Source organism: Marinomonas polaris DSM 16579, assembly GCF_900129155.1.
In the GTDB taxonomy this organism is placed as follows: Bacteria; Pseudomonadota; Gammaproteobacteria; order Pseudomonadales; family Marinomonadaceae; genus Marinomonas; species Marinomonas polaris.
Window position 1 is genome coordinate 42032 of sequence record NZ_FQVF01000005.1, and the last position, 17400, is coordinate 59431.

Annotated in this window: 18 protein-coding genes; 14 read left to right on the forward strand and 4 right to left on the reverse strand. The window is 44.3% G+C overall.

Going from position 1 to position 17400, the window contains the following annotated elements:
* Nucleotides 1-107 precede the first annotated feature (107 nt).
* Both BUA59_RS05660 and BUA59_RS05665 read left to right on the forward strand, forming a co-directional pair.
* Nucleotides 108-644: a hypothetical protein gene (locus BUA59_RS05660; protein WP_139248844.1), complete on the forward strand. Its 537-nt coding sequence runs from the start codon at nucleotides 108-110 to the stop codon at nucleotides 642-644.
* 298 nt (nucleotides 645-942) lie between these two features.
* Nucleotides 943-1557: a hypothetical protein gene (locus BUA59_RS05665; protein WP_072838766.1), complete on the forward strand. Its 615-nt coding sequence runs from the start codon at nucleotides 943-945 to the stop codon at nucleotides 1555-1557.
* Nucleotides 1558-1674: 117 nt separating this feature from the next.
* Here the strand turns inward: BUA59_RS05665 and BUA59_RS05670 are convergent, their stop codons facing one another.
* Genes BUA59_RS05670 through BUA59_RS05685 form a run of 4 tightly spaced genes read right to left on the reverse strand, consistent with a single transcriptional unit; the run spans nucleotide 1675 to nucleotide 4540 of the window.
* Nucleotides 1675-2403, reverse strand: a complete 729-nt coding sequence (locus BUA59_RS05670; protein WP_072838767.1) for an amino acid ABC transporter ATP-binding protein — start codon at nucleotides 2401-2403, stop codon at nucleotides 1675-1677.
* The gene (locus tag BUA59_RS05675; RefSeq protein ID WP_072838768.1) at nucleotides 2390-3040 is read right to left on the reverse strand and encodes an amino acid ABC transporter permease; all 651 of its coding nucleotides are present in this window, start codon (nucleotides 3038-3040) and stop codon (nucleotides 2390-2392) included. Before BUA59_RS05675 ends, BUA59_RS05670 begins: the two co-directional genes overlap by 14 nt.
* Before the next feature lie 35 nt (nucleotides 3041-3075).
* Complete coding sequence (locus BUA59_RS05680) at nucleotides 3076-3738, reverse strand: amino acid ABC transporter permease (protein WP_072838769.1); 663 nt, start codon at nucleotides 3736-3738, stop codon at nucleotides 3076-3078.
* A 10-nt stretch (nucleotides 3739-3748) separates the two neighbouring features.
* Nucleotides 3749-4540, reverse strand: a complete 792-nt coding sequence (locus tag BUA59_RS05685; protein WP_072838770.1) for a transporter substrate-binding domain-containing protein — start codon at nucleotides 4538-4540, stop codon at nucleotides 3749-3751.
* Between the two features lie 358 nt (nucleotides 4541-4898).
* On the opposite strand from BUA59_RS05685, the gene BUA59_RS05690 reads away from it, so the two are divergent.
* The 12 genes from BUA59_RS05690 (at nucleotide 4899) to BUA59_RS05745 (ending at nucleotide 17394) form a co-directional block, all read left to right on the forward strand.
* On the forward strand, nucleotides 4899-5717 hold the full coding sequence (locus BUA59_RS05690) for a MurR/RpiR family transcriptional regulator (protein ID WP_072838771.1): 819 nt from the start codon (nucleotides 4899-4901) through the stop codon (nucleotides 5715-5717).
* A 126-nt stretch (nucleotides 5718-5843) separates the two neighbouring features.
* Nucleotides 5844-7067 carry an amidase gene (locus tag BUA59_RS05695; RefSeq protein WP_072838772.1) on the forward strand — a complete coding sequence of 408 codons (1224 nt, stop codon included), beginning with the start codon at nucleotides 5844-5846 and terminating at the stop codon, nucleotides 7065-7067.
* Nucleotides 7064-8701, forward strand: a complete 1638-nt coding sequence (locus BUA59_RS05700) for a gamma-glutamyltransferase family protein (protein ID WP_072838773.1) — start codon at nucleotides 7064-7066, stop codon at nucleotides 8699-8701. Before BUA59_RS05695 ends, BUA59_RS05700 begins: the two co-directional genes overlap by 4 nt.
* Nucleotides 8702-8762: 61 nt before the next feature.
* Nucleotides 8763-9581 (forward strand): sulfite exporter TauE/SafE family protein, encoded by an 819-nt coding sequence (locus BUA59_RS05705; RefSeq protein WP_072838774.1) that lies wholly within the window; start codon nucleotides 8763-8765, stop codon nucleotides 9579-9581.
* 9 nt (nucleotides 9582-9590) lie between these two features.
* Nucleotides 9591-10811, forward strand: a complete 1221-nt coding sequence (locus tag BUA59_RS05710; RefSeq protein WP_072838775.1) for a pyridoxal-phosphate-dependent aminotransferase family protein — start codon at nucleotides 9591-9593, stop codon at nucleotides 10809-10811.
* Nucleotides 10811-12037: an allantoate amidohydrolase gene (locus tag BUA59_RS05715; RefSeq protein ID WP_072838776.1), complete on the forward strand. Its 1227-nt coding sequence runs from the start codon at nucleotides 10811-10813 to the stop codon at nucleotides 12035-12037. Before BUA59_RS05710 ends, BUA59_RS05715 begins: the two co-directional genes overlap by 1 nt.
* Before the next feature lie 247 nt (nucleotides 12038-12284).
* On the forward strand, nucleotides 12285-12653 hold the full coding sequence (locus tag BUA59_RS05720) for a cupin domain-containing protein (RefSeq protein ID WP_072838777.1): 369 nt from the start codon (nucleotides 12285-12287) through the stop codon (nucleotides 12651-12653).
* 279 nt (nucleotides 12654-12932) lie between these two features.
* Entirely contained in the window at nucleotides 12933-13463 is a 531-nt protein-coding gene (locus BUA59_RS05725; protein WP_072838778.1) for a hypothetical protein, read from the forward strand.
* Entirely contained in the window at nucleotides 13463-13987 is a 525-nt protein-coding gene (locus BUA59_RS05730; RefSeq protein ID WP_072838779.1) for a hypothetical protein, read from the forward strand. Before BUA59_RS05725 ends, BUA59_RS05730 begins: the two co-directional genes overlap by 1 nt.
* Nucleotides 13988-14377: 390 nt before the next feature.
* The gene (locus BUA59_RS05735) at nucleotides 14378-15352 is read left to right on the forward strand and encodes an ABC transporter substrate-binding protein (RefSeq protein WP_072838780.1); all 975 of its coding nucleotides are present in this window, start codon (nucleotides 14378-14380) and stop codon (nucleotides 15350-15352) included.
* Nucleotides 15353-15359: 7 nt separating this feature from the next.
* Nucleotides 15360-16370 carry a FecCD family ABC transporter permease gene (locus BUA59_RS05740; RefSeq protein WP_072838781.1) on the forward strand — a complete coding sequence of 337 codons (1011 nt, stop codon included), beginning with the start codon at nucleotides 15360-15362 and terminating at the stop codon, nucleotides 16368-16370.
* Complete coding sequence (locus tag BUA59_RS05745; RefSeq protein ID WP_072838782.1) at nucleotides 16363-17394, forward strand: FecCD family ABC transporter permease; 1032 nt, start codon at nucleotides 16363-16365, stop codon at nucleotides 17392-17394. Before BUA59_RS05740 ends, BUA59_RS05745 begins: the two co-directional genes overlap by 8 nt.
* Nucleotides 17395-17400 lie beyond the last annotated feature (6 nt).

Genomic DNA, 17400 nt, shown 5'->3' on the forward strand with positions numbered 1-17400 from the left:
TGAAGTTTTGGAAAATCATACTGACACTAAGCGCAAGACGACGAGCCTGAATGTCTTTTGTGGCGACTTCTTAAGCGATAACATATTTATTTTAAAAGGGAATTGATTTGAAAAAGACAATAGCTGTGATGATTTGCCTTCTGCTTTTTGGCTGCTCTCATGTTCCATTAGGCAGCATGCTTAAGCTGAGTGCCTTTGATGAAAATAGTTTTTTAAGCTTAAACCCACATGAATTGAGAAGTCGAATTCAGATCGATAAACCGGTTGAAATAGACATATCCAAAACAGCGTTATCATTGAATTTAGAAACATCGAATGGATGGCTAGTTTTTGATTATCCATTGAAGGTTCTCTCTATTAAAAATATTCATCAGGATGACAATAACTGGTTTATATCGGCGATGGAATTTACGGAATATGAGTTTGCTTTATCAGATGAGGCTGTTCACAACTTTCAAGCTTTACAAGAAAAAATGCAGTTGGAAAAGCCTAAAAGCTACCGTTTGAATATTGATACCGAACTTGAAAAACTACCTGATGATCAAGACGAGATTATACTATCTATCTTTGTAAGGCTGTCTGCAGAAAGTGATTACATTACCTTGTTTGATAGGGGATCTGTTGATGTTGAAGGGCATAACTAAAGCAAGTGGAAGCCAAACCATTAATTTTGAGTCAGAGTGGGATGCCCTGTTCACTAAAATTAAGGAATAAGCTGCGTAGTTAATAGATTCGTATTAGACATATCAACAATCACTCAACAGGATTTGGAAAATATTTACCAATACATCATGCCCGGTGGAAGACATCTAGATGGATATTAGATTTGATCCTATTGCTATCGATACACACTTTTTCAATATGTAGCATGAGATGTTTATTAGTTTTAGGTTAAAAAATGAGAATGTTTATAAAGATATGAATATATTAAAGGAATAGAAGATGGCTGATGCAAGTGTTGCGTTTGATGATGCAATTAAAAATATAATGAAAAATTCAGAACAGTATCTTTACCAGTTTAATTTCTCAGCATGCGAGCTTTGGTTATGCAATGAATTATGTAAAATTTTGAATTTCGAAGCTGGCACTGGTGTATCTAGTGAAAAGAATGAGTTTATTTATAACGAAGATAAGAAAAGAGACTTGTCTATTTATCATTGGGATAAAAATGGCACTGAGAAGTTGCTTGAGCATATAGAAGTGAAAGTAGTTTATCCTAAATATTTGTTAAGCCATAAAGTAAATTGGCTTGACTCATTAGTGAATAAACTTGAAAGATCACAGCTAAATTTCAATGAATATATTGGTTACCATGGCTGGGTATTTTTTGTTTGGACATCAGATAGAACATATTCAAAAAAATACCCCAATCCAACCGATTTTTTTAATAGAGATACTCAAGAGATTAAAACTAAATTGCCTCATTGTTATAATTCAAAAACAGACTTCCAATGTGTTGATATCATTGATGGAAGCTTTTTATGGAGAGGTGTTACTAAACGTATTGTTGTTAAGGGCATGCAATTTACTAAGGCAGCAAAACAGATTTCTGTTTGAATACTAATCTGATTTTCTATTACAAATTTTAACTACTCAAGTGAAAAAGCCAGTCCGTCTCTCTTACATTAAGAGAAAAAAACTGGCTTTTTTGTAATTATGTTAAGAAGTCGAAAACTAAAGCACTGCCCCCATAAACTGTTTCAGTTCATCTGTCTGTGGGTTGGACAAGATGGTTTTTGGATCGCCTTGTTCCCAGACTTTGCCTTGGTGCATGAAGACAACTCGGCTGCCGACGTCGCGAGCGAAGTTCATTTCATGAGTAACTAGAACCAAGGTGATACCTTCTTTAGCCAGTTGTTCGAGTACTTTTAATACTTCGCCGACCAATTCTGGATCAAGGGCAGATGTGATTTCGTCACACAGCAAGACTTTTGGTGACATTGCCAAGGCGCGGGCGATGGCGACACGTTGTTGCTGGCCGCCAGACAGCTTTTCTGGGAAACTGTCGAATTTTTCTGCAAGTCCCACTTTTTCTAGCATGGCGCGAGCCGTCGTTTCGGCCTCGGCTTTGCTTTTCTTCAAGACGATAGTCGGTGCAAGCATGACGTTTTCGCCAACTGTCATGTGCGGGAACAGGTTGAAGTTTTGGAAAATCATACCGACGCTAAGCGCAAGACGACGAACCTGAATGTCTTCTGTGGTGACTTCTTTACCGTCAACGGTAATGCCGCCTTCTTGGTATTGCTCTAAGCCATTGATGCAGCGCAGTAGAGTACTTTTACCAGAACCACTTTTGCCGATGATAGAAACCACTTCGCCAGCTTTGATGTCTAGATCAATGCCTTTCAGCACATGATTATCGCCATAGTATTTATGGACTTGATGTAAGTTAACGAGAGACATTGAATTTTTTCTCCAGATGCTTGCTGTACAAAGACAGTGGATAACAGAGCATGAAATAAATCAGCGCAACTAACGTGAATATTTTGAACGGCTCAAAAGTAGCGTTATTTAACATGGTGCCGACTTTAGTCAGTTCGACAAAACCAATAACTGATGCCAATGCTGTGCCTTTAATGACTTGTACTGAAAAGCCAACAGTCGGGGCGGTTGCCACGCGAATCGCTTGCGGCAATATAATATGTCTTAGGGTTTGTAAAAAGCTCAAGCCCAAACAACGGCTTGCTTCCCATTGGCCTTTTGGCAATGTGTCGATACAGCCACGCCAGATTTCCACCAAGAAGGCGCTGGTGAAAAACGTCAGTGATAAAATCGCTGCGCCCCAAGCGGATATTTCATAGCCCAGCATGGATAAGCCAAAGAAGCACAAGAACATCTGCATCAGCAATGGCGTGCCTTGAAACAGCTCCACGTAGATTTTTACGATGCGTTGCATCACAGGATTACGCGTCAAACGCATAGCGGTTAATGTCAGCGCGACGGTTGTGCCACCGATAAACGCGGCGAGTGACAATAAAATCGTCCATTGTGTCGCAAACAGTAGGTTGCGCAGAATGTCGTAGTTAGAAAATTCGATCATTGAGTTTCCCTCATTTTGCTTTTATTGAATGCCTTTTAATTAGACGTTCGATAAGCAAATAGGCGTTTTCCTAATGCGTTAAAAGCAAATCTCAACAGTATAGACAAACCAAGGTACATCAAGGCGGTAACGAAGTAGCTTTCAAAAGCACGGAAGTTACGTGATTGCACAAGGTTGGCTGCGTAGGTTAAGTCTTGCACCGAAATCTGAGAAATAACCGCAGAACCCAGCATGACAATAATGCATTGGCTGGTAAGTGCTGGGTATATCTTTTCAAATGCCGGAATAAAGATTACGCGCGTCAGTGTTTGGCGAAAGTTCAGACCTAACACTTTTGCTGCTTCTATTTGACCTTTTGAAATGCTGGCAAGACCGGCACGAATGATTTCTGTGCTGTATGCGCCAAGGTTAATAGTCAGTGCGATCATGCTGGCTTCCCATGGCGACAACATCACGCCAATAGCCGGAAGACCGAAAAAGATAAAGAAGAGCTGAACAATAAACGGCGTGTTGCGGATAAGTTCCACGTACACACTGACAACTCTTTGACTTGCTCGGTTGCCGTATTGGCGTACGGTCGCGCAGACCGTACCCAATACCACTCCCAAGATCGTTGTCAGTACAGTGAGTTCAACAGTGGTTTTTAAACCACTGAGAAACACGTCGCTGTATTGCAATAGATCAGAGAAATACAACATAACGAAAGCCTTATGCGCCGAAGCCTTTAGGTAGTGGTGCTTTTAACCATTTCATCGAAATGTCGTTTAGTTCACCAGATGCCAAGGCGCCTTTGATTAGCTCATTAACTTTGGCTTGTAGTGCTGTTTCGCCTTTTGCCATACCGATGTAGCAAGGGGAGTCTTTCAACATGAATTTACTTTCTGGTGCGCGTTGTGGCTGACGTTTAGCAATTTCAGCGGCAACCAAGTTACCGGTAGCGATCAAGTTCACTTGACCAGATAGGTAAGCGGTTAGCGTGGTGTTGTTGTCTTCAAAGCGACGTACGTTGACAGATTTAGGCGCGTTTTTCTCAAGCTCTAAATCTTCTACTGAACCGCGAGTAACACCAACGGTTTTGTCTGCTAGTTGGCTGATTTGTGTAACAGCAACGTCTTTAGAACCAAATACGCCTAAGAAGAAAGGTGCGTAAGGTGTAGAAAAGTCGATGGCTTTTTCACGCTCTGGGTTTTTACCTAGGCTAGAAATAACCAAGTCTACTTTTTGAGTTTGCAGGTAAGGAATACGGTTGGCGCTGGTCACTGGGATAATTTCGATTTTCACGCCCATTTCTTTAGCGATGTAATTTGCCATGTCCACATCGATACCTTGAGGTTTTAAATCGGTACCAACTGAGCCAAATGGAGGGAAGTCTTGAGGAACTGCAATGCGAATAAGGTTACGGTCTTTTATATCCTGCAACACGTCTGCGCTTGCGCTTAATGCGCTAAAGCCTGCAGCGATGATCAATGTTTTGCCTAGTAGTTTGGTCAATCTTTTCATGGTTGGGGTTCCTGTTTCGTTTTGTGAATGCCTGAAACACAATTTGCAACACCCATGCCAACATGAAACAAAAGTTTCTTAACTATTGATTTGTGTAACAAATCACTGCAAATAAGACTTAAACCCCCAGTTACTCAGTACGGCAATGAAAAGACTTTGCGATGAAATAGGGAGCTTTACCCTTGCTTTGTGCGCCAATGTGGGGCGAAATTGATATTTTGGTGCGCTCTTTTTTGTCTGATTTGATCTGTTTTTCTGATGAAAGCGTACTACGAGGCATCAAAGCGATAATCTAAGTTGGCAGTTCAACGATAATCAATTACCGTAGAGCAAAATATCCCCGAACTGAGGTTAACACGTGGCTACAAAGCAGGATGTGCTATCCCTGATCGAGCAGACCTACCCGACTCTGTCTCCATCAGCGCGATCAATAGCGAACTATTTACAACAGAATCCCTTGGCGATTGTGAGTCAAACGTCGGCCGAAATTGCTGAAAACACCAATACGTCAAAAGCGACCGTAAGTCGTTTCTTTCGTCAGCTTGGTTATGATTCACAACAAGGTGCAAAACAAGCGCAATTGGCATTGCGTGAAAGCGGCGTACCGATTTTCACCCAAGGCTCGTCTTTGGATCAAACCGCGCAAGAGCTAAAAAACCTATCGCTTACCTTTGAAGGTTTGCGACCTGAAATTCTTAACGAGATTAGTGAGCGCCTAGCCAAAGCAAGCCGAGTGACCTTGATAGGTTTTCGTAATGCTTATCCGTTAGCGTTGCATTTTCGTCAGCAGTTACAACAAGTGCGTCACTCCGTTCGCTTATTGCCTCAACCGGGTCAAACATTAGGAGAAGATCTACACGACATTCTTGACGATGAAGTGATTGTCTTGTTGGGCTTTAGACGTCGTACCCGCCAGTTCAAACAAATCGTAGAAGCTTTGCAAGGCCGCACCACGGTATTGATTACCGATCCAACGGGGCAGGTTTATAACCAACAAGTGTCTCATGTGCTACTTTGTCACCTTGGCAACGAAAGCCCATTCGACAGTTACGCCGCACCAATGAGCCTGATCTCTATGTTGTGTAACCGAGTGTTTGGTTTTCTGGGCGATGCGGCGAGTCGTCAGACGCAGGCGATTTCGGCGTTGTATGAAGATTTGGATGAGCTTGAACCATAAGTTTTTAAAAGAAAACTTACCCACACTGTTTGCGACACTTTTGAAGAAAAAAAAGAATTATTTTTTGTTTCAGTTGACAGGGTGGTGAAACGATTGTTTCATATGTGCTAATCAAGCGGAGGACATATGAAACATTTCATGGTACAAAATCCCTTTCTGACTATAGGTTCAACGTCGAGCGAAACGGCTGGGAATGATAGCTCATCAGCTAATCCTACTTTGCCACTGAGTGGTTTACGTTTGGCGGTGAAAGACTTGTTTCATATGGCAGGACTGCCAACTTCCGCAGGCAATCCAACTTGGCTTGCTACTCATCCGATTCCGACAAAAACGTCTTCTAGTGTTGCTACTTTGCTTGATGCCGGGGCAATTTTTTGCGGTAAAACCATTACTGATGAGTTGGCTTACAGTCTCAATGGGCAAAATATTCATTACGGAACACCCTCAAATCCGGTGACACCAAATCGTCTCCCAGGCGGGTCGTCATCGGGTTCGGCGGTGGCTGTGTCATCTGATCTTGCCGATATAGGTTTAGGCACAGATACGGGCGGCTCGATTCGAGTGCCAGCCAGTTACAATGGTTTGTTTGGATTACGTCCGACGCATGGCGTGATTCCGTCCGATAACATGGTTGCCCTTGCACCCTCTTTCGATACGGTTGGTTGGCTCACGAGAGACTTAGCCACACTAGAAAAAACAGCCCGTGTTCTGCTGAAGAGTAAGCTCCCTAAAGAATTTAGTAACGTATTGATTACCAATAATTTAATTGATCAAGTTGCCCACGTAAAAGAGCTAAAAACACAGCTGAAAACGTGGCGTGAACAAAAGCGTTTTCCTAAAGAATCCTCTATCGTTATTGACACCAAAGCGTGGAAAACCAGCGAGACATTTCGAACTTTGCAAGGTGCGGAAATTTGGCATGAACATGGCAAGTGGATTAATGATCTTAAAGGCCTAGCTGGTGTTGACACTTCCTCCGTTTTTGCACCAGATATTCAGTCGCGTTTCGAATGGAGCCAAACTATTTCTGAAGCCGATGTTGCTGCGGCAAAACAGCAAAGACAGCGCTTTACGGATTGGCTAGAAAACGAAATCGAAGGATCAGTTCTTATCATTCCGACCACCCCCGGTTTAGCACCTTTATTTGATGTGGCCGACGACGAGCTTGCCGCTTATCGTAATCAATTAATGGATATTACTGCCATTGCAGGATTAGCCGGTCTTCCGCAATTGCATTTACCGGTTTGTACCTTAAATGGCGCACCATGTGGCTTGTCCTTAGTGGGTTCAAAAGGCACAGATTTAGCGCTGATTGAATTCGCAAAACACTTAATGGAGTCGGCGTCATGAGTACTTTGAATCCCAATAATGACTCACACACGAATAACATAAAAAAGAACGACATTGCTTTTACCGCGCCGCATTTCAAAGCTACAGAAACAGGGCGAAAAATTCTTGAGCAAGGTGGTACAGCAATAGAAGCCATGGTTGCTGCTGCCGCGACGATTGCGGTGGTTTATCCACACATGAATGGTTTGGGTGGCGATGGTTTTTGGTTGATTAGTGAGCCGGGTAAAGAACCAATTGGCATTGATGCTTCTGGTAAAGCGGCGCAACTGGCGACACTGGATTTTTATAAAGGCCACGACAGCATTCCAGCACGAGGTGGCAAAGCCGCATTGACGATGGCGGGAGCTGTTGCAGGTTGGCAAGAAGCCTTGGTAGTGAGCCAAGCTTGGCAAGCCGCCTCCAATGCACAAAAATTGCCGTTATCGACCTTGCTTGATGATGCCATTCAATTAGCGAAAAACGGCAGTGACGTGACAAAAACCTACGTCGATGCAAGCAATAAAACCTTTGCTGACTTGGTAAGTGTGCAGGGTTTCGCTGAGGCATTTTTGAACGCTGGTAGCATTTACGAACAAGGCGATATGTTGGCCTTGCCAGTACTGGCAAGAACGCTAGAACAACTTGCTGAAAAAGGCTTAGACGATTTTTATCATGGTGATATTGCCACACGTTTGGCGAAAGATTTAGCCAGCGCAGGCTCGCCGATTCGCTTGGCGGATTTTCATTCTTATCAGGCAAAACGCGTAGAACCTTTGCAGGTCAAAACCAGCGTCGGCTCTCTTTATAATCTGCCTGCGCCGACACAAGGCATCGCGTCTTTATTGATTTTGGCCTTGTATGACAAGCTTTATACGCAAGGCAAAACGGTCACAGACATGGCGCATTTACTGATTGAATGTACCAAACAAGCCTTTATCGCTCGTAACCAATTTGTGACTGACGAATCTCGTCTAGCAATGGATTTATCGTCTTTATTGGATGAAGAACAGCTAGAAAAAATGTGTCACGAAATCGCTTTAGAGCGAGCGCAACCTTGGCCACATCAAGCCAAACATGGCGACACCATTTGGATGGGCGCTTGTGATAGTGAAGGTCGAATGGTTAGCTATATTCAGAGTTTGTATTGGGAATTTGGCTGCGGCGTAGTCAGTCCTTCCACTGGTATTGTGTGGAACAACCGTGGTTCGTCGTTTTCGTTGGAAAAAGGTTCTCTGCAAGAGCTTGGGCCGAACCTCAAACCTTTTCATACACTGAATCCTGCTTTTGCCGAATTAAAGGATGGTCGTCGTATGAGTTACGGCACCATGGGGGGCGAAGGTCAGCCACAGACTCAAGCAGCCTTGTTTAGCCGTTATGTTTATCATCAAATGCCGTTAGATCAAGCCATCAGCGAAGGTCGTTGGTTACTTGGTCGGACTTGGGGTGACGTTAGCCATAATCTGAAAATCGAACGAGACTTTGCCGATATAGTCGCCGATGAGCTGGTTAAGCGCGGTCACGATTTGGTTATCGTCGATTCATGTAATGAATTAATGGGTCACGCTGGCGCGGTTGTGCTTCATCCGGAAGGTCATACCGAAGCTGCAACGGACCCAAGAAGTGATGGCTTGGCCATCGATAGCACTGATATTTAGAAACAGTCAGATTTAGTAACACTTTAGTTAGTAATCATCTCACTTAGGAGAAAACAGAAAAATGTCATTCATAATGGAAAACTATTCCATGATTCTCGCCATGATGGCCACTGGTGTGGTGGGTGGGATTTTAGCCGGTTTGTTAGGTGTTGGCGGCGGTATTGTTATCGTGCCTGTGTTGTATTTCTTGTACCAAGGTATGGGCGTTAGTGCGGATTCTGCCATGTTAGTTGCCACGGCGACCTCATTGGCAACCATTATTCCTACTTCCATTAGCTCGATCCGTTCCCATAATGCCAAGGGCAATGTTGATTTCGACTTGCTAAAACGTTGGGGCTTTTTCATCTTCTTAGGTGTGATGGTCGGTAGTTTCGTTGTTACACGTGTTGATGGCCAATGGTTATCTTTGCTGTTCGGTATTATTGCTACTTTATCAGCATTGAATATGTTGCTTGGCAAAAAAGACGGCGTGTTCAAATCCTTACCGGGCAATGCGGGTCAAAGTGTCATGGCGACGTGTATAGGCTTTTTTAGCTCAATGGTTGGCATCGGCGGCGGCACATTGACCGTCCCAACTCTGACGTTTTGCAACTACCCCGCGCATCGTGCTGTTGGTACGGCCGCAGCGGTTGGCTTGATCATTTCATTGCCAGCGGCATTAACTATGCTGATTTTTGGTCAAAGCCCTGTTGATGCGCCTTATGGCACAGTCGGCTTAGTTAACCTAATTGGCGTTATTTGCATCATTCCATTGACGGTTTTGTTTGCACCTGTTGGCGCGGGATTAGCTCATCGTTTAGATGCTTCTAAGTTGAAGAAAGTCTTCGCTGTTGTGTTGATATTCACTGGCATCAAGATGCTTTATCAGGTTTTAGGTTAGGAGATTATTATGCAGCCACTTTCATTACCTCCAAGATTATTAATGGGCCCCGGCCCGATTAACTGCTATCCACGCGTGTTGTCGGCTATGTCGACTCAGTTAGTGGGCCAATACGATCCAACCATGACCAGTTACATGAACGAAGTCATGGAATTGTATCGCCGAGTTTTTAATACCAAAAACCAGCAAACCTTTTTGATTGATGGTACTTCTCGCGCTGGGATTGAAGCGGCTTTGGTGTCTTGCTTAGAACCAGGCGATAAAGTGCTGATTCCTATCTTTGGTCGCTTTGGTCATTTGTTGGCTGAGATTGCTGAGCGCGCCGATGCCGAAGTTCATACTATCGAAGTGCCTTGGGGTGAAGTCTTTGATCCGCAGCAAATTGAAGACGCGATCAAAAAAGTACAGCCAAAACTATTGGCGATTGTACAGGGCGATACTTCGACCACTATGTTCCAACCATTAGAAGAGCTAGGCGAGATTTGTCGTGCTCACGATGTGTTGTTTTACACCGATGCGACAGCTTCTATTGGTGGTAATCCGTTGGAAGTTGACGCGTGGAAAATCGACGCTGTGTCGGTTGGATTACAGAAGTGCTTGGGTGGCCCATCAGGCAGCGCACCAATTACGCTAAGTGATCGCTTTGTGTCTTGTGTACGCAAACGCGCTCATGTGGAAGCAGGCATTCGCGATGCGCATCACCAAGGGTCATCCGGTATGCGCATTCGCTCTAACTATTTTGATTTGCCAATGATCATGGATTATTGGGGCGACGAGCGTTTGAACCATCATACGGAAGCCGCAACCATGTTGTTTGGTTCTCGTGAATGTGCGATTCAGCTACTTAACGAAGGCCAAGATGCGGTAATTCAGCGCCATCAGTTAGCAGGCGATGCCATGCTACAAGGCGTTCTAGCCATGGGCTTGAAGCCATTTGGTAACTTGAAACACAAGATGACCAACGTAGTGGGCGTGCATATTCCTGATAACGTCGATGGCGAAAAAATTCGCCATGATTTATTGACCATCTTTAACATCGAAATAGGCACCAGCTTTGGTCCATTAAAAGGCAAGGTGTGGCGTATTGGAACCATGGGTTACAACGCTCGCCAAGACGCTGTTTTGCATACCTTGCAGTCGCTAGAAACCGTACTTCGTCGTGCTGGTTTTGCGTTACCAGCCGGCGCTGCGGTAGACGCGGCCATGTCGGTTTACGCAGGAGAAAAATAATGACAGATTACGGCAAACTCGCTCAGTTGGTCATGGACCGCTGTGACGAACTTGGCAAAATCAGTCAAAGCGATGATTGCCTAGATCGTCGTTATCTCACCAAAGAACATAAACAAGCCAATGGATTGGTGGGCGGCTGGATGCAAGACGCAGGTATGCAAACTTGGCAGGATGAAGCGGGGAATCTTTGGGGACGCTGGCAAGCCGCCAACACAGGCGCGCCGCGTTTTATCATGGGCAGTCATTTGGATACAGTGCCAAATGGCGGCCAATACGATGGCATGTTAGGCGTGATCACCCCCGTCACCTTGATCGCAGCGATGAATCAAGCTGGCATTCGTCTGCCATTTCACCTCGACGTGGTGGGATTTGGTGACGAAGAAGGCACGCGTTTTAGCTCTACATTACTTGGCAGTCGCGCGCTAACAGGTCAATGGCCAACAAGCTGGGCCGATTTAAAAGACAGTGATGGCATTAGCCTAGCACAAGCATTAAAAGACTTTGGTTCGGACTTTGCGAGTATTCCTAATGCCGCCATCGAAACCGACAATCTGCTTGGTTACCTTGAGCTTCATATTGAACAAGGACCAGTATTAGAACAATTGGATTTGCCAGTGGGTGTCGTTAGCGCAATCGCTGGGGCAAAACGCTTTGAATTTAATATTACCGGTATGGCTGGGCACGCTGGTACTGTGCCGATGAATCTACGCCAAGATGCCCTTTGCGCCAGCAGTGAGATGATTCTTGCGGTAGAACGAGTCGCTCAAAATCATGGCATTGTTGCCACTGTTGGACGTATTCAAAATCGTCCCAATGGCGTTAATGTGATTTCTGGTAACACGGGATTTTCTCTCGACATTCGCAGCGAATTCGATGACAAACGCGACATAGCACTCGACGAAATATTGCTAGAATTAGAAGCCATTGCTGCACGTCGTAATGTGCGTATTGAACGCAAAGCGACCCATGCAGCTAACGCCGTGCATTGTGATGACAAATTGCAAAGCGTGCTACGCAACGCCATCGAAGCACAGAATATCCCAGTACATACTCTATTCTCTGGTGCGGGACACGACGCTATGGCGATTGCCGACATTTGCCCTGTGGCTATGCTGTTTATGCGTTGCGACAAAGGCATTAGTCATCACCCAGCGGAAGCGATTGATACACCAGATGTGGCGGTGACCTTGGCCGTGTTGAGTCAGACATTACAGAGTTTGGCCTAACGGTTTTTGTGGCTACTCAGCATAACGCCTCGCTCTCTGATTGGATGTGAAATTGACTCCCCAGTATAACGTTTCGCTCCCCGAGCAAGCTCGAAGAATCGCTTTCACGTTATGCTGGGGAGTTAGCCTTCTTCGGTTAAAAGCGTCCATGCGTTTAATTGGCGCTGACGTGTCGAGGAACGAGACAATGCGCAAGCCAATTGAATTGCATAGACGCTTATGATTACGGTAAATAGAGGATTATTCGATGAAATTTACGCGCATTTTTAACGACGATCAGGGCAAAAGCCAGTTCGGAGAAGTAAATCTTGATGTCCGCGATGGCGGTCCAATTGGCTTTTTGTCTGAGCGCTTTCCAGTAGGCGATATGATTTTTCGTGAAACGCCAAGCGACTATGACTTCAAATGGCATCCAGCGCCACAGCGCCAGCTTTTGTTCATCATCAAAGGCCGTTGCGAGTTCATGGTATCGTCCGGTGAAACCCGCCAATTTGGCGCGGGCGATGTTGTGTTGTTAGAAGACACGGAAGGCGAAGGCCATTGCAGTAAGGCATTATTCAACGAAGTCAGGCACTCGATTTTTGTGACCTTACCGGATGGTGTGGTGTTTGGCTAAATCTAATATCCGTTTCTTAAAGTATGTCTTTGTTTTAAGACTTACACCTAAGCATAGACCAGTTTCCTCGCCAGTAATTACCTGCAAAATGTTTAGTAGTGACAATCGCCTACTTACTTGTATCTGAGTAAGAGGTTGATGCAAGCTTCGTTATCCTAATGGTAGAGATTTCAATAGTGGGTTATAAACTGAGGCTAAATTGAGTTCGCGGACAGTATAGATTTAGGTTTAGCTCGTGACAGATATATGCATCCCCTCTAATGTTTGGATTTATTAATTATGCAATTAGCTCGGCTGAGTAATTTAAAACATTTTTTATGGCTCACTATCTTACCTTTGGTGGGTTGCACTTCTCACGAACACTTTAATCGGCCTTATTCTGATCAGTCTGGGGCTAAGGTTGTTCCATCATGGTGTCATAATAGAGTTGGACCTGAGGAGTTATTGTTATTCTTTTTGGGCGAGACTAAGGTAGAGGTTACTTTGCTCTCTGATAAAGAGAGTCAAACATTACTTGTCCATACTAGCTCTAAAAAGTCTCATTCTGTCATTAGTGATCAATTCTCAATACTTCAGGATGGAAACGAAGCAAAAATTTTAGAGGTTAAGGAATCGGATTCTTCATACTTTCATTCAGTTGTTCCTGACAGTTTTTATTTTAGCGACATCAGCATTAAAGCCTCAGGTGATTATAAAGAAGTCTTCACTCTACAAGGTTTAGAGATTGTCATAAACGGGGTGGCATACCCAATTGAAAACATTACTTTTAAGAAGGACGAGGATGTCTTCCTTAATCCGTGGAATTGCTAATGAAAAAATCACTAATGCTTGCCTTGATGGCTTTGTTATTGGCCGCTTGCGGCACTCGAGTTTCATTTGAAAAAAGTGGAGAAGAGAAAAGCTGCCAAATTATAGGTGAAAAAAGCAACGCGATGACCATCTTGTGTGATGAATCTACTATATCTATAAGTAGTAGTTATACTCGAGTCGAGAGAGTGAAGAGCTTTGTTCCTTTCATGCCTACCAAAAGAGAAACTTGGGTAATTTCATTGATTATTGGTGTGAGATCAACGGATTCTGCCCCACTGGTTATGAATAGCCAGACTATGACGATCGATCAACCAAGTCGTTTACAAACACCTATCTTTCTTGAGTCAGAAAGCTATACCAAGACAACAAAGTCTAAAATTGTGGTTGAACAAGAAGTGCAAAAAGTCTTTGAAATAGAGATTGATAAAGTTGCTCCTTTTGTTCTTAGTGGTTTGGAAATACGTGTAGGTGATCAAAAATATAACTTTAATGGGATTCGTATTTTACCTTCAAGGCAGTTTTAATTTTTTTTAGTGAAGGTTTGTATGACTGTAGTTGCTGTTATTAAAGATATACCCTTTCAAAGTCAGTTTTATCAAATTTCTATGTTGGGCACCCAGCCACACATGTTTCTTGATTTAGTTAGTTTCTTACCACGAGGCTTTACGGAGTATGGAAATTTAGACAATGCTTGCTTGATCCATATGAAAGGACATGTATAAAGCTGAATTTATTAGTAATTCTTAAAAGCCTGAATCGAATGATTCAGGCTTTTTTATTGCTTTCAATTTAGTCTTTTACGTCACGCTTAATGCTTATGAGGATGATAATTGTTACTATAACGATTTTGGCTGTTCCGTATCTTTCAGCGCCGCTATTTGTTAACAAAGAACAATTGAAGGAAGCACCTCAACATGCTGGTAAACCAAGTAAGAAAATGGGCATTTTTGCTGACAGTGATTTTGCTGATTTTAGCACCTGTAAATCAGACGATGGCTTCCGATAGTAAAAACAGTGTCCATAAAAACGATGTATATAAAGAGATTGTTCATGCGATGGGAAGTTCTGAGGTCCCCAAAAAAGTTTTACGTGTGGTGACTTTGTTTCAAGGGGCGACCGATTCTGTGGTGGCATTAGGCGTGACGCCTGTTGGTGTAGTGGATTCTTGGGCGCAGCAGCCAACCTATGAATATTTGCGAGATGCTTTGAAAGGCGTAGCTCATGTGGGGTTGGAAACTCAACCGAACCTTGAGGCTATTGTGGCGTTAAAGCCAGATTTGATTATTGGCACCAAGTCTCGTCACGAAAAAATATACCATCAATTGTCGCAGATCGCGCCCACTGTGATGACTGAAAATGTGTATGACTTTAAAACCATTTTGGATTTAACGGCTGAAGCATTAGGTAAGCAAGTTAAAGGAAAACAGGTTTGGGACGACTTTCAGCAGCGCATTACTACCCTCCACAATGCTATCAAGCAACGCGAAGCAAACTGGCCATTAACCGCAGCGATTCTAAATATTCGTGCTGATCATTTGCGTCTGTATTTGAATCAAAGTTTTCCAGGCGTGGTGTTGAAGGAGATAGGTTTTAAATTCCCTTTGCCAAATGAAAAAGGTTGGGGGGTGAAGTTGAAAACCAAAGAAGCCTTGCCGAGTGTGAATGCGGATGTGTTCTTTGTTATTTTGCATTCCAATGATGCTGCCGTTAGACAAAATTACGACGCTTGGCGCGCTCACCCGTTATGGAAAATGTTAACAGCACCTAAAAACCAGCAAGTGTATGAAGTGGATAATGTGGCTTGGTTGTTGTCTGGTGGGATTCTGGGTGCAGAAAAAATCTTAGATCAGTTGTACCAAATCTATCAATTACCTCAGGCCGATCAATAGAGCATTTATGCGCTTACACAACAGTAGCTCTTTTAAATGGAGCCTTCTTGCTCTGTCTATTTTATGCCTGATGTTGTCCTTGTTGGGGAGCATTGCCTATGGGCAATATGTCATTTCAGCTAAATCAGTTTGGACGGCGTTTTGGGTATTTGACCCTCAATCTATTGATCACGTTATTATCCGTACTACACGTTTATCCCGCGCTCTTGTTGCTTGTTTAGTAGGCTCAGCGTTGGCGGTTTCCGGTGTCTTGATGCAAGCATTAACGCGCAATCCGCTGGCTTCACCGTCTATTTTTGGCGTCAATGCAGGCGCTGTATTTTCTATCGTTTTGTTCTCGACCTTCTTTTCCGTTACTTCCTTGAATACTTTTTTGTGGTTGGCTTTTTTGGGTGCGAGTGTGGCTGGCGCGCTGGTTTATGGACTGGGTAGTTTAGGCAAAGACGGTTTATCTCCGGTTCGTATCGTGTTGTCTGGTGCAGCGATCTCGGCGCTGTTTATGGCTTTTACTCAAGGCATATTGGTTATTGGTCAAGAAGGTCTAGACAGTGTTTTGTTTTGGGTAGCTGGTTCTGTATCTGGTCGTGATTTGTCTATGGTGATGCCATTAGCACCCGCTTTTATTATTGGCATCGTGTTGGCGATGCTGTCGGCACCGCAGATCAATATTTTGTTGTCCGGTGACGACATTGCTAAAGGATTGGGACAGAACACGGTGCTGATCAAAGTGGTGCTGAGCTTGTTGATTATTGGCTTGGCGGGCGGCTCGGTCGCGCTTGGTGGCAGCATTGGTTTTATCGGTTTGATGGTGCCGCATATGGTGCGATCAATGGTGGGTTACGATCATAAATGGCTAATTCCGTTAAGTGCTTTGTGGGGCGCTATTTTGTTGTTGTGTGCGGATGTGATCAGTCGTTTTGTGATCATGCCAGAAGAGGTGCCAATTGGTGTGACAACAGCGATTTTAGGTGCGCCCTTCTTTATTTATTTGGCACGTAAAGGAGGCAAACGTGAGTAAGTTTTTCAGCGTTCGTCACCGTTTATTTTCTTTTTCGACTCCAGTTCGTTCTTTGTGGTCGATGCTTGTTCTCCTCGTTTTTTTTCTCTCGATTATTTTGCTTTCCCTGTGTTTAGGCGAAGAGTTCATAGCTTTGCCGCAAGTGCTTCAGGTACTGCTTGGAAAGGGCGGTCAGGCTGCGCAGTTTGTCGTGGAAACTTTGCGTATGCCTCGCGTACTGATGGCGGCCATGGTGGGGGCTGCGTTGGCTTCTTCTGGGTTGGTATTGCAATCGATGATACGTAATCCGCTGGCGTCACCAGATATTATTGGCATTACTGGCGGAGCTTCTGCCGCCGCGGTGTGTTTTTTATCCTTTTTTGCGACGGCAATGGGGATTATCTGGTTACCTATTTTCGCCATCTCGGGAGCTTTATTGGCGGCTTTGTTAATTTATACGCTCGCTTGGAATAGTGGTGTAACACCAATGCGGCTGGTATTGGTTGGTATTGGTATTTCCTCGGCGATGGGCGCGGTGACGACCTTTGTCATTGCGGCGAGTCCGCTTTCTACCAGCATTACCGCCTATATCTGGCTAACGGGTAGTGTGTATGGCGCGAGTTGGGTTGAGGTGAAAGCCTTGTTGCCGTGGTTGTTGATTTCATGGCCCTTGGCGTTTTATTTAGCGCGCCGGGTGAATACCCAAGAATTGGGTGATCAACTGGCAACTGGGCTGGGTGTACCTGTGCAGCGCTTGCGTTTAGCTCTGTTATTTTTGAGTGTGATTATGGCAGCGCCAGCTATTGCTTATGCTGGTGCGGTGGGCTTTGTCGGTTTGATCGCACCACACATTGCCAGACGTCTTGTTGCGCGGAGTTTCGCTCTTTTACTACCAACCTCTGCATTGGTCGGTGCTTGCCTAGTGATGCTGGCAGACCTTTGTGGTCGCTTGTTGTTTCAGCCTTTGGATATTCCCGCTGGTGTTTTTGTGTCTGCTATTGGTGCACCATTCTTTATTTATTTACTTTATCGACAGCGTTTTTAAGTCGGT

What these genes read in the sequence shown, in the direction of transcription:
- BUA59_RS05665 (WP_072838766.1), top strand. Translation starts at nt 943, where the DNA reads ATGGCTGATGCAAGTGTTGCGTTTGATGATGCAATTAAAAATATAATG.
- BUA59_RS05670 (WP_072838767.1), bottom strand. Translation starts at nt 2,403, where the DNA reads ATGTCTCTCGTTAACTTACATCAAGTCCATAAATACTATGGCGATAAT.
- BUA59_RS05675 (WP_072838768.1), bottom strand. Translation starts at nt 3,040, where the DNA reads ATGATCGAATTTTCTAACTACGACATTCTGCGCAACCTACTGTTTGCG.
- BUA59_RS05680 (WP_072838769.1), bottom strand. Translation starts at nt 3,738, where the DNA reads ATGTTGTATTTCTCTGATCTATTGCAATACAGCGACGTGTTTCTCAGT.
- BUA59_RS05685 (WP_072838770.1), bottom strand. Translation starts at nt 4,540, where the DNA reads ATGAAAAGATTGACCAAACTACTAGGCAAAACATTGATCATCGCTGCA.
- BUA59_RS05695 (WP_072838772.1), top strand. Translation starts at nt 5,844, where the DNA reads ATGAAACATTTCATGGTACAAAATCCCTTTCTGACTATAGGTTCAACG.
- BUA59_RS05700 (WP_072838773.1), top strand. Translation starts at nt 7,064, where the DNA reads ATGAGTACTTTGAATCCCAATAATGACTCACACACGAATAACATAAAA.
- BUA59_RS05705 (WP_072838774.1), top strand. Translation starts at nt 8,763, where the DNA reads ATGTCATTCATAATGGAAAACTATTCCATGATTCTCGCCATGATGGCC.
- BUA59_RS05710 (WP_072838775.1), top strand. Translation starts at nt 9,591, where the DNA reads ATGCAGCCACTTTCATTACCTCCAAGATTATTAATGGGCCCCGGCCCG.
- BUA59_RS05715 (WP_072838776.1), top strand. Translation starts at nt 10,811, where the DNA reads ATGACAGATTACGGCAAACTCGCTCAGTTGGTCATGGACCGCTGTGAC.
- BUA59_RS05720 (WP_072838777.1), top strand. Translation starts at nt 12,285, where the DNA reads ATGAAATTTACGCGCATTTTTAACGACGATCAGGGCAAAAGCCAGTTC.
- BUA59_RS05725 (WP_072838778.1), top strand. Translation starts at nt 12,933, where the DNA reads ATGCAATTAGCTCGGCTGAGTAATTTAAAACATTTTTTATGGCTCACT.
- BUA59_RS05730 (WP_072838779.1), top strand. Translation starts at nt 13,463, where the DNA reads ATGAAAAAATCACTAATGCTTGCCTTGATGGCTTTGTTATTGGCCGCT.
- BUA59_RS05735 (WP_072838780.1), top strand. Translation starts at nt 14,378, where the DNA reads ATGCTGGTAAACCAAGTAAGAAAATGGGCATTTTTGCTGACAGTGATT.
- BUA59_RS05740 (WP_072838781.1), top strand. Translation starts at nt 15,360, where the DNA reads ATGCGCTTACACAACAGTAGCTCTTTTAAATGGAGCCTTCTTGCTCTG.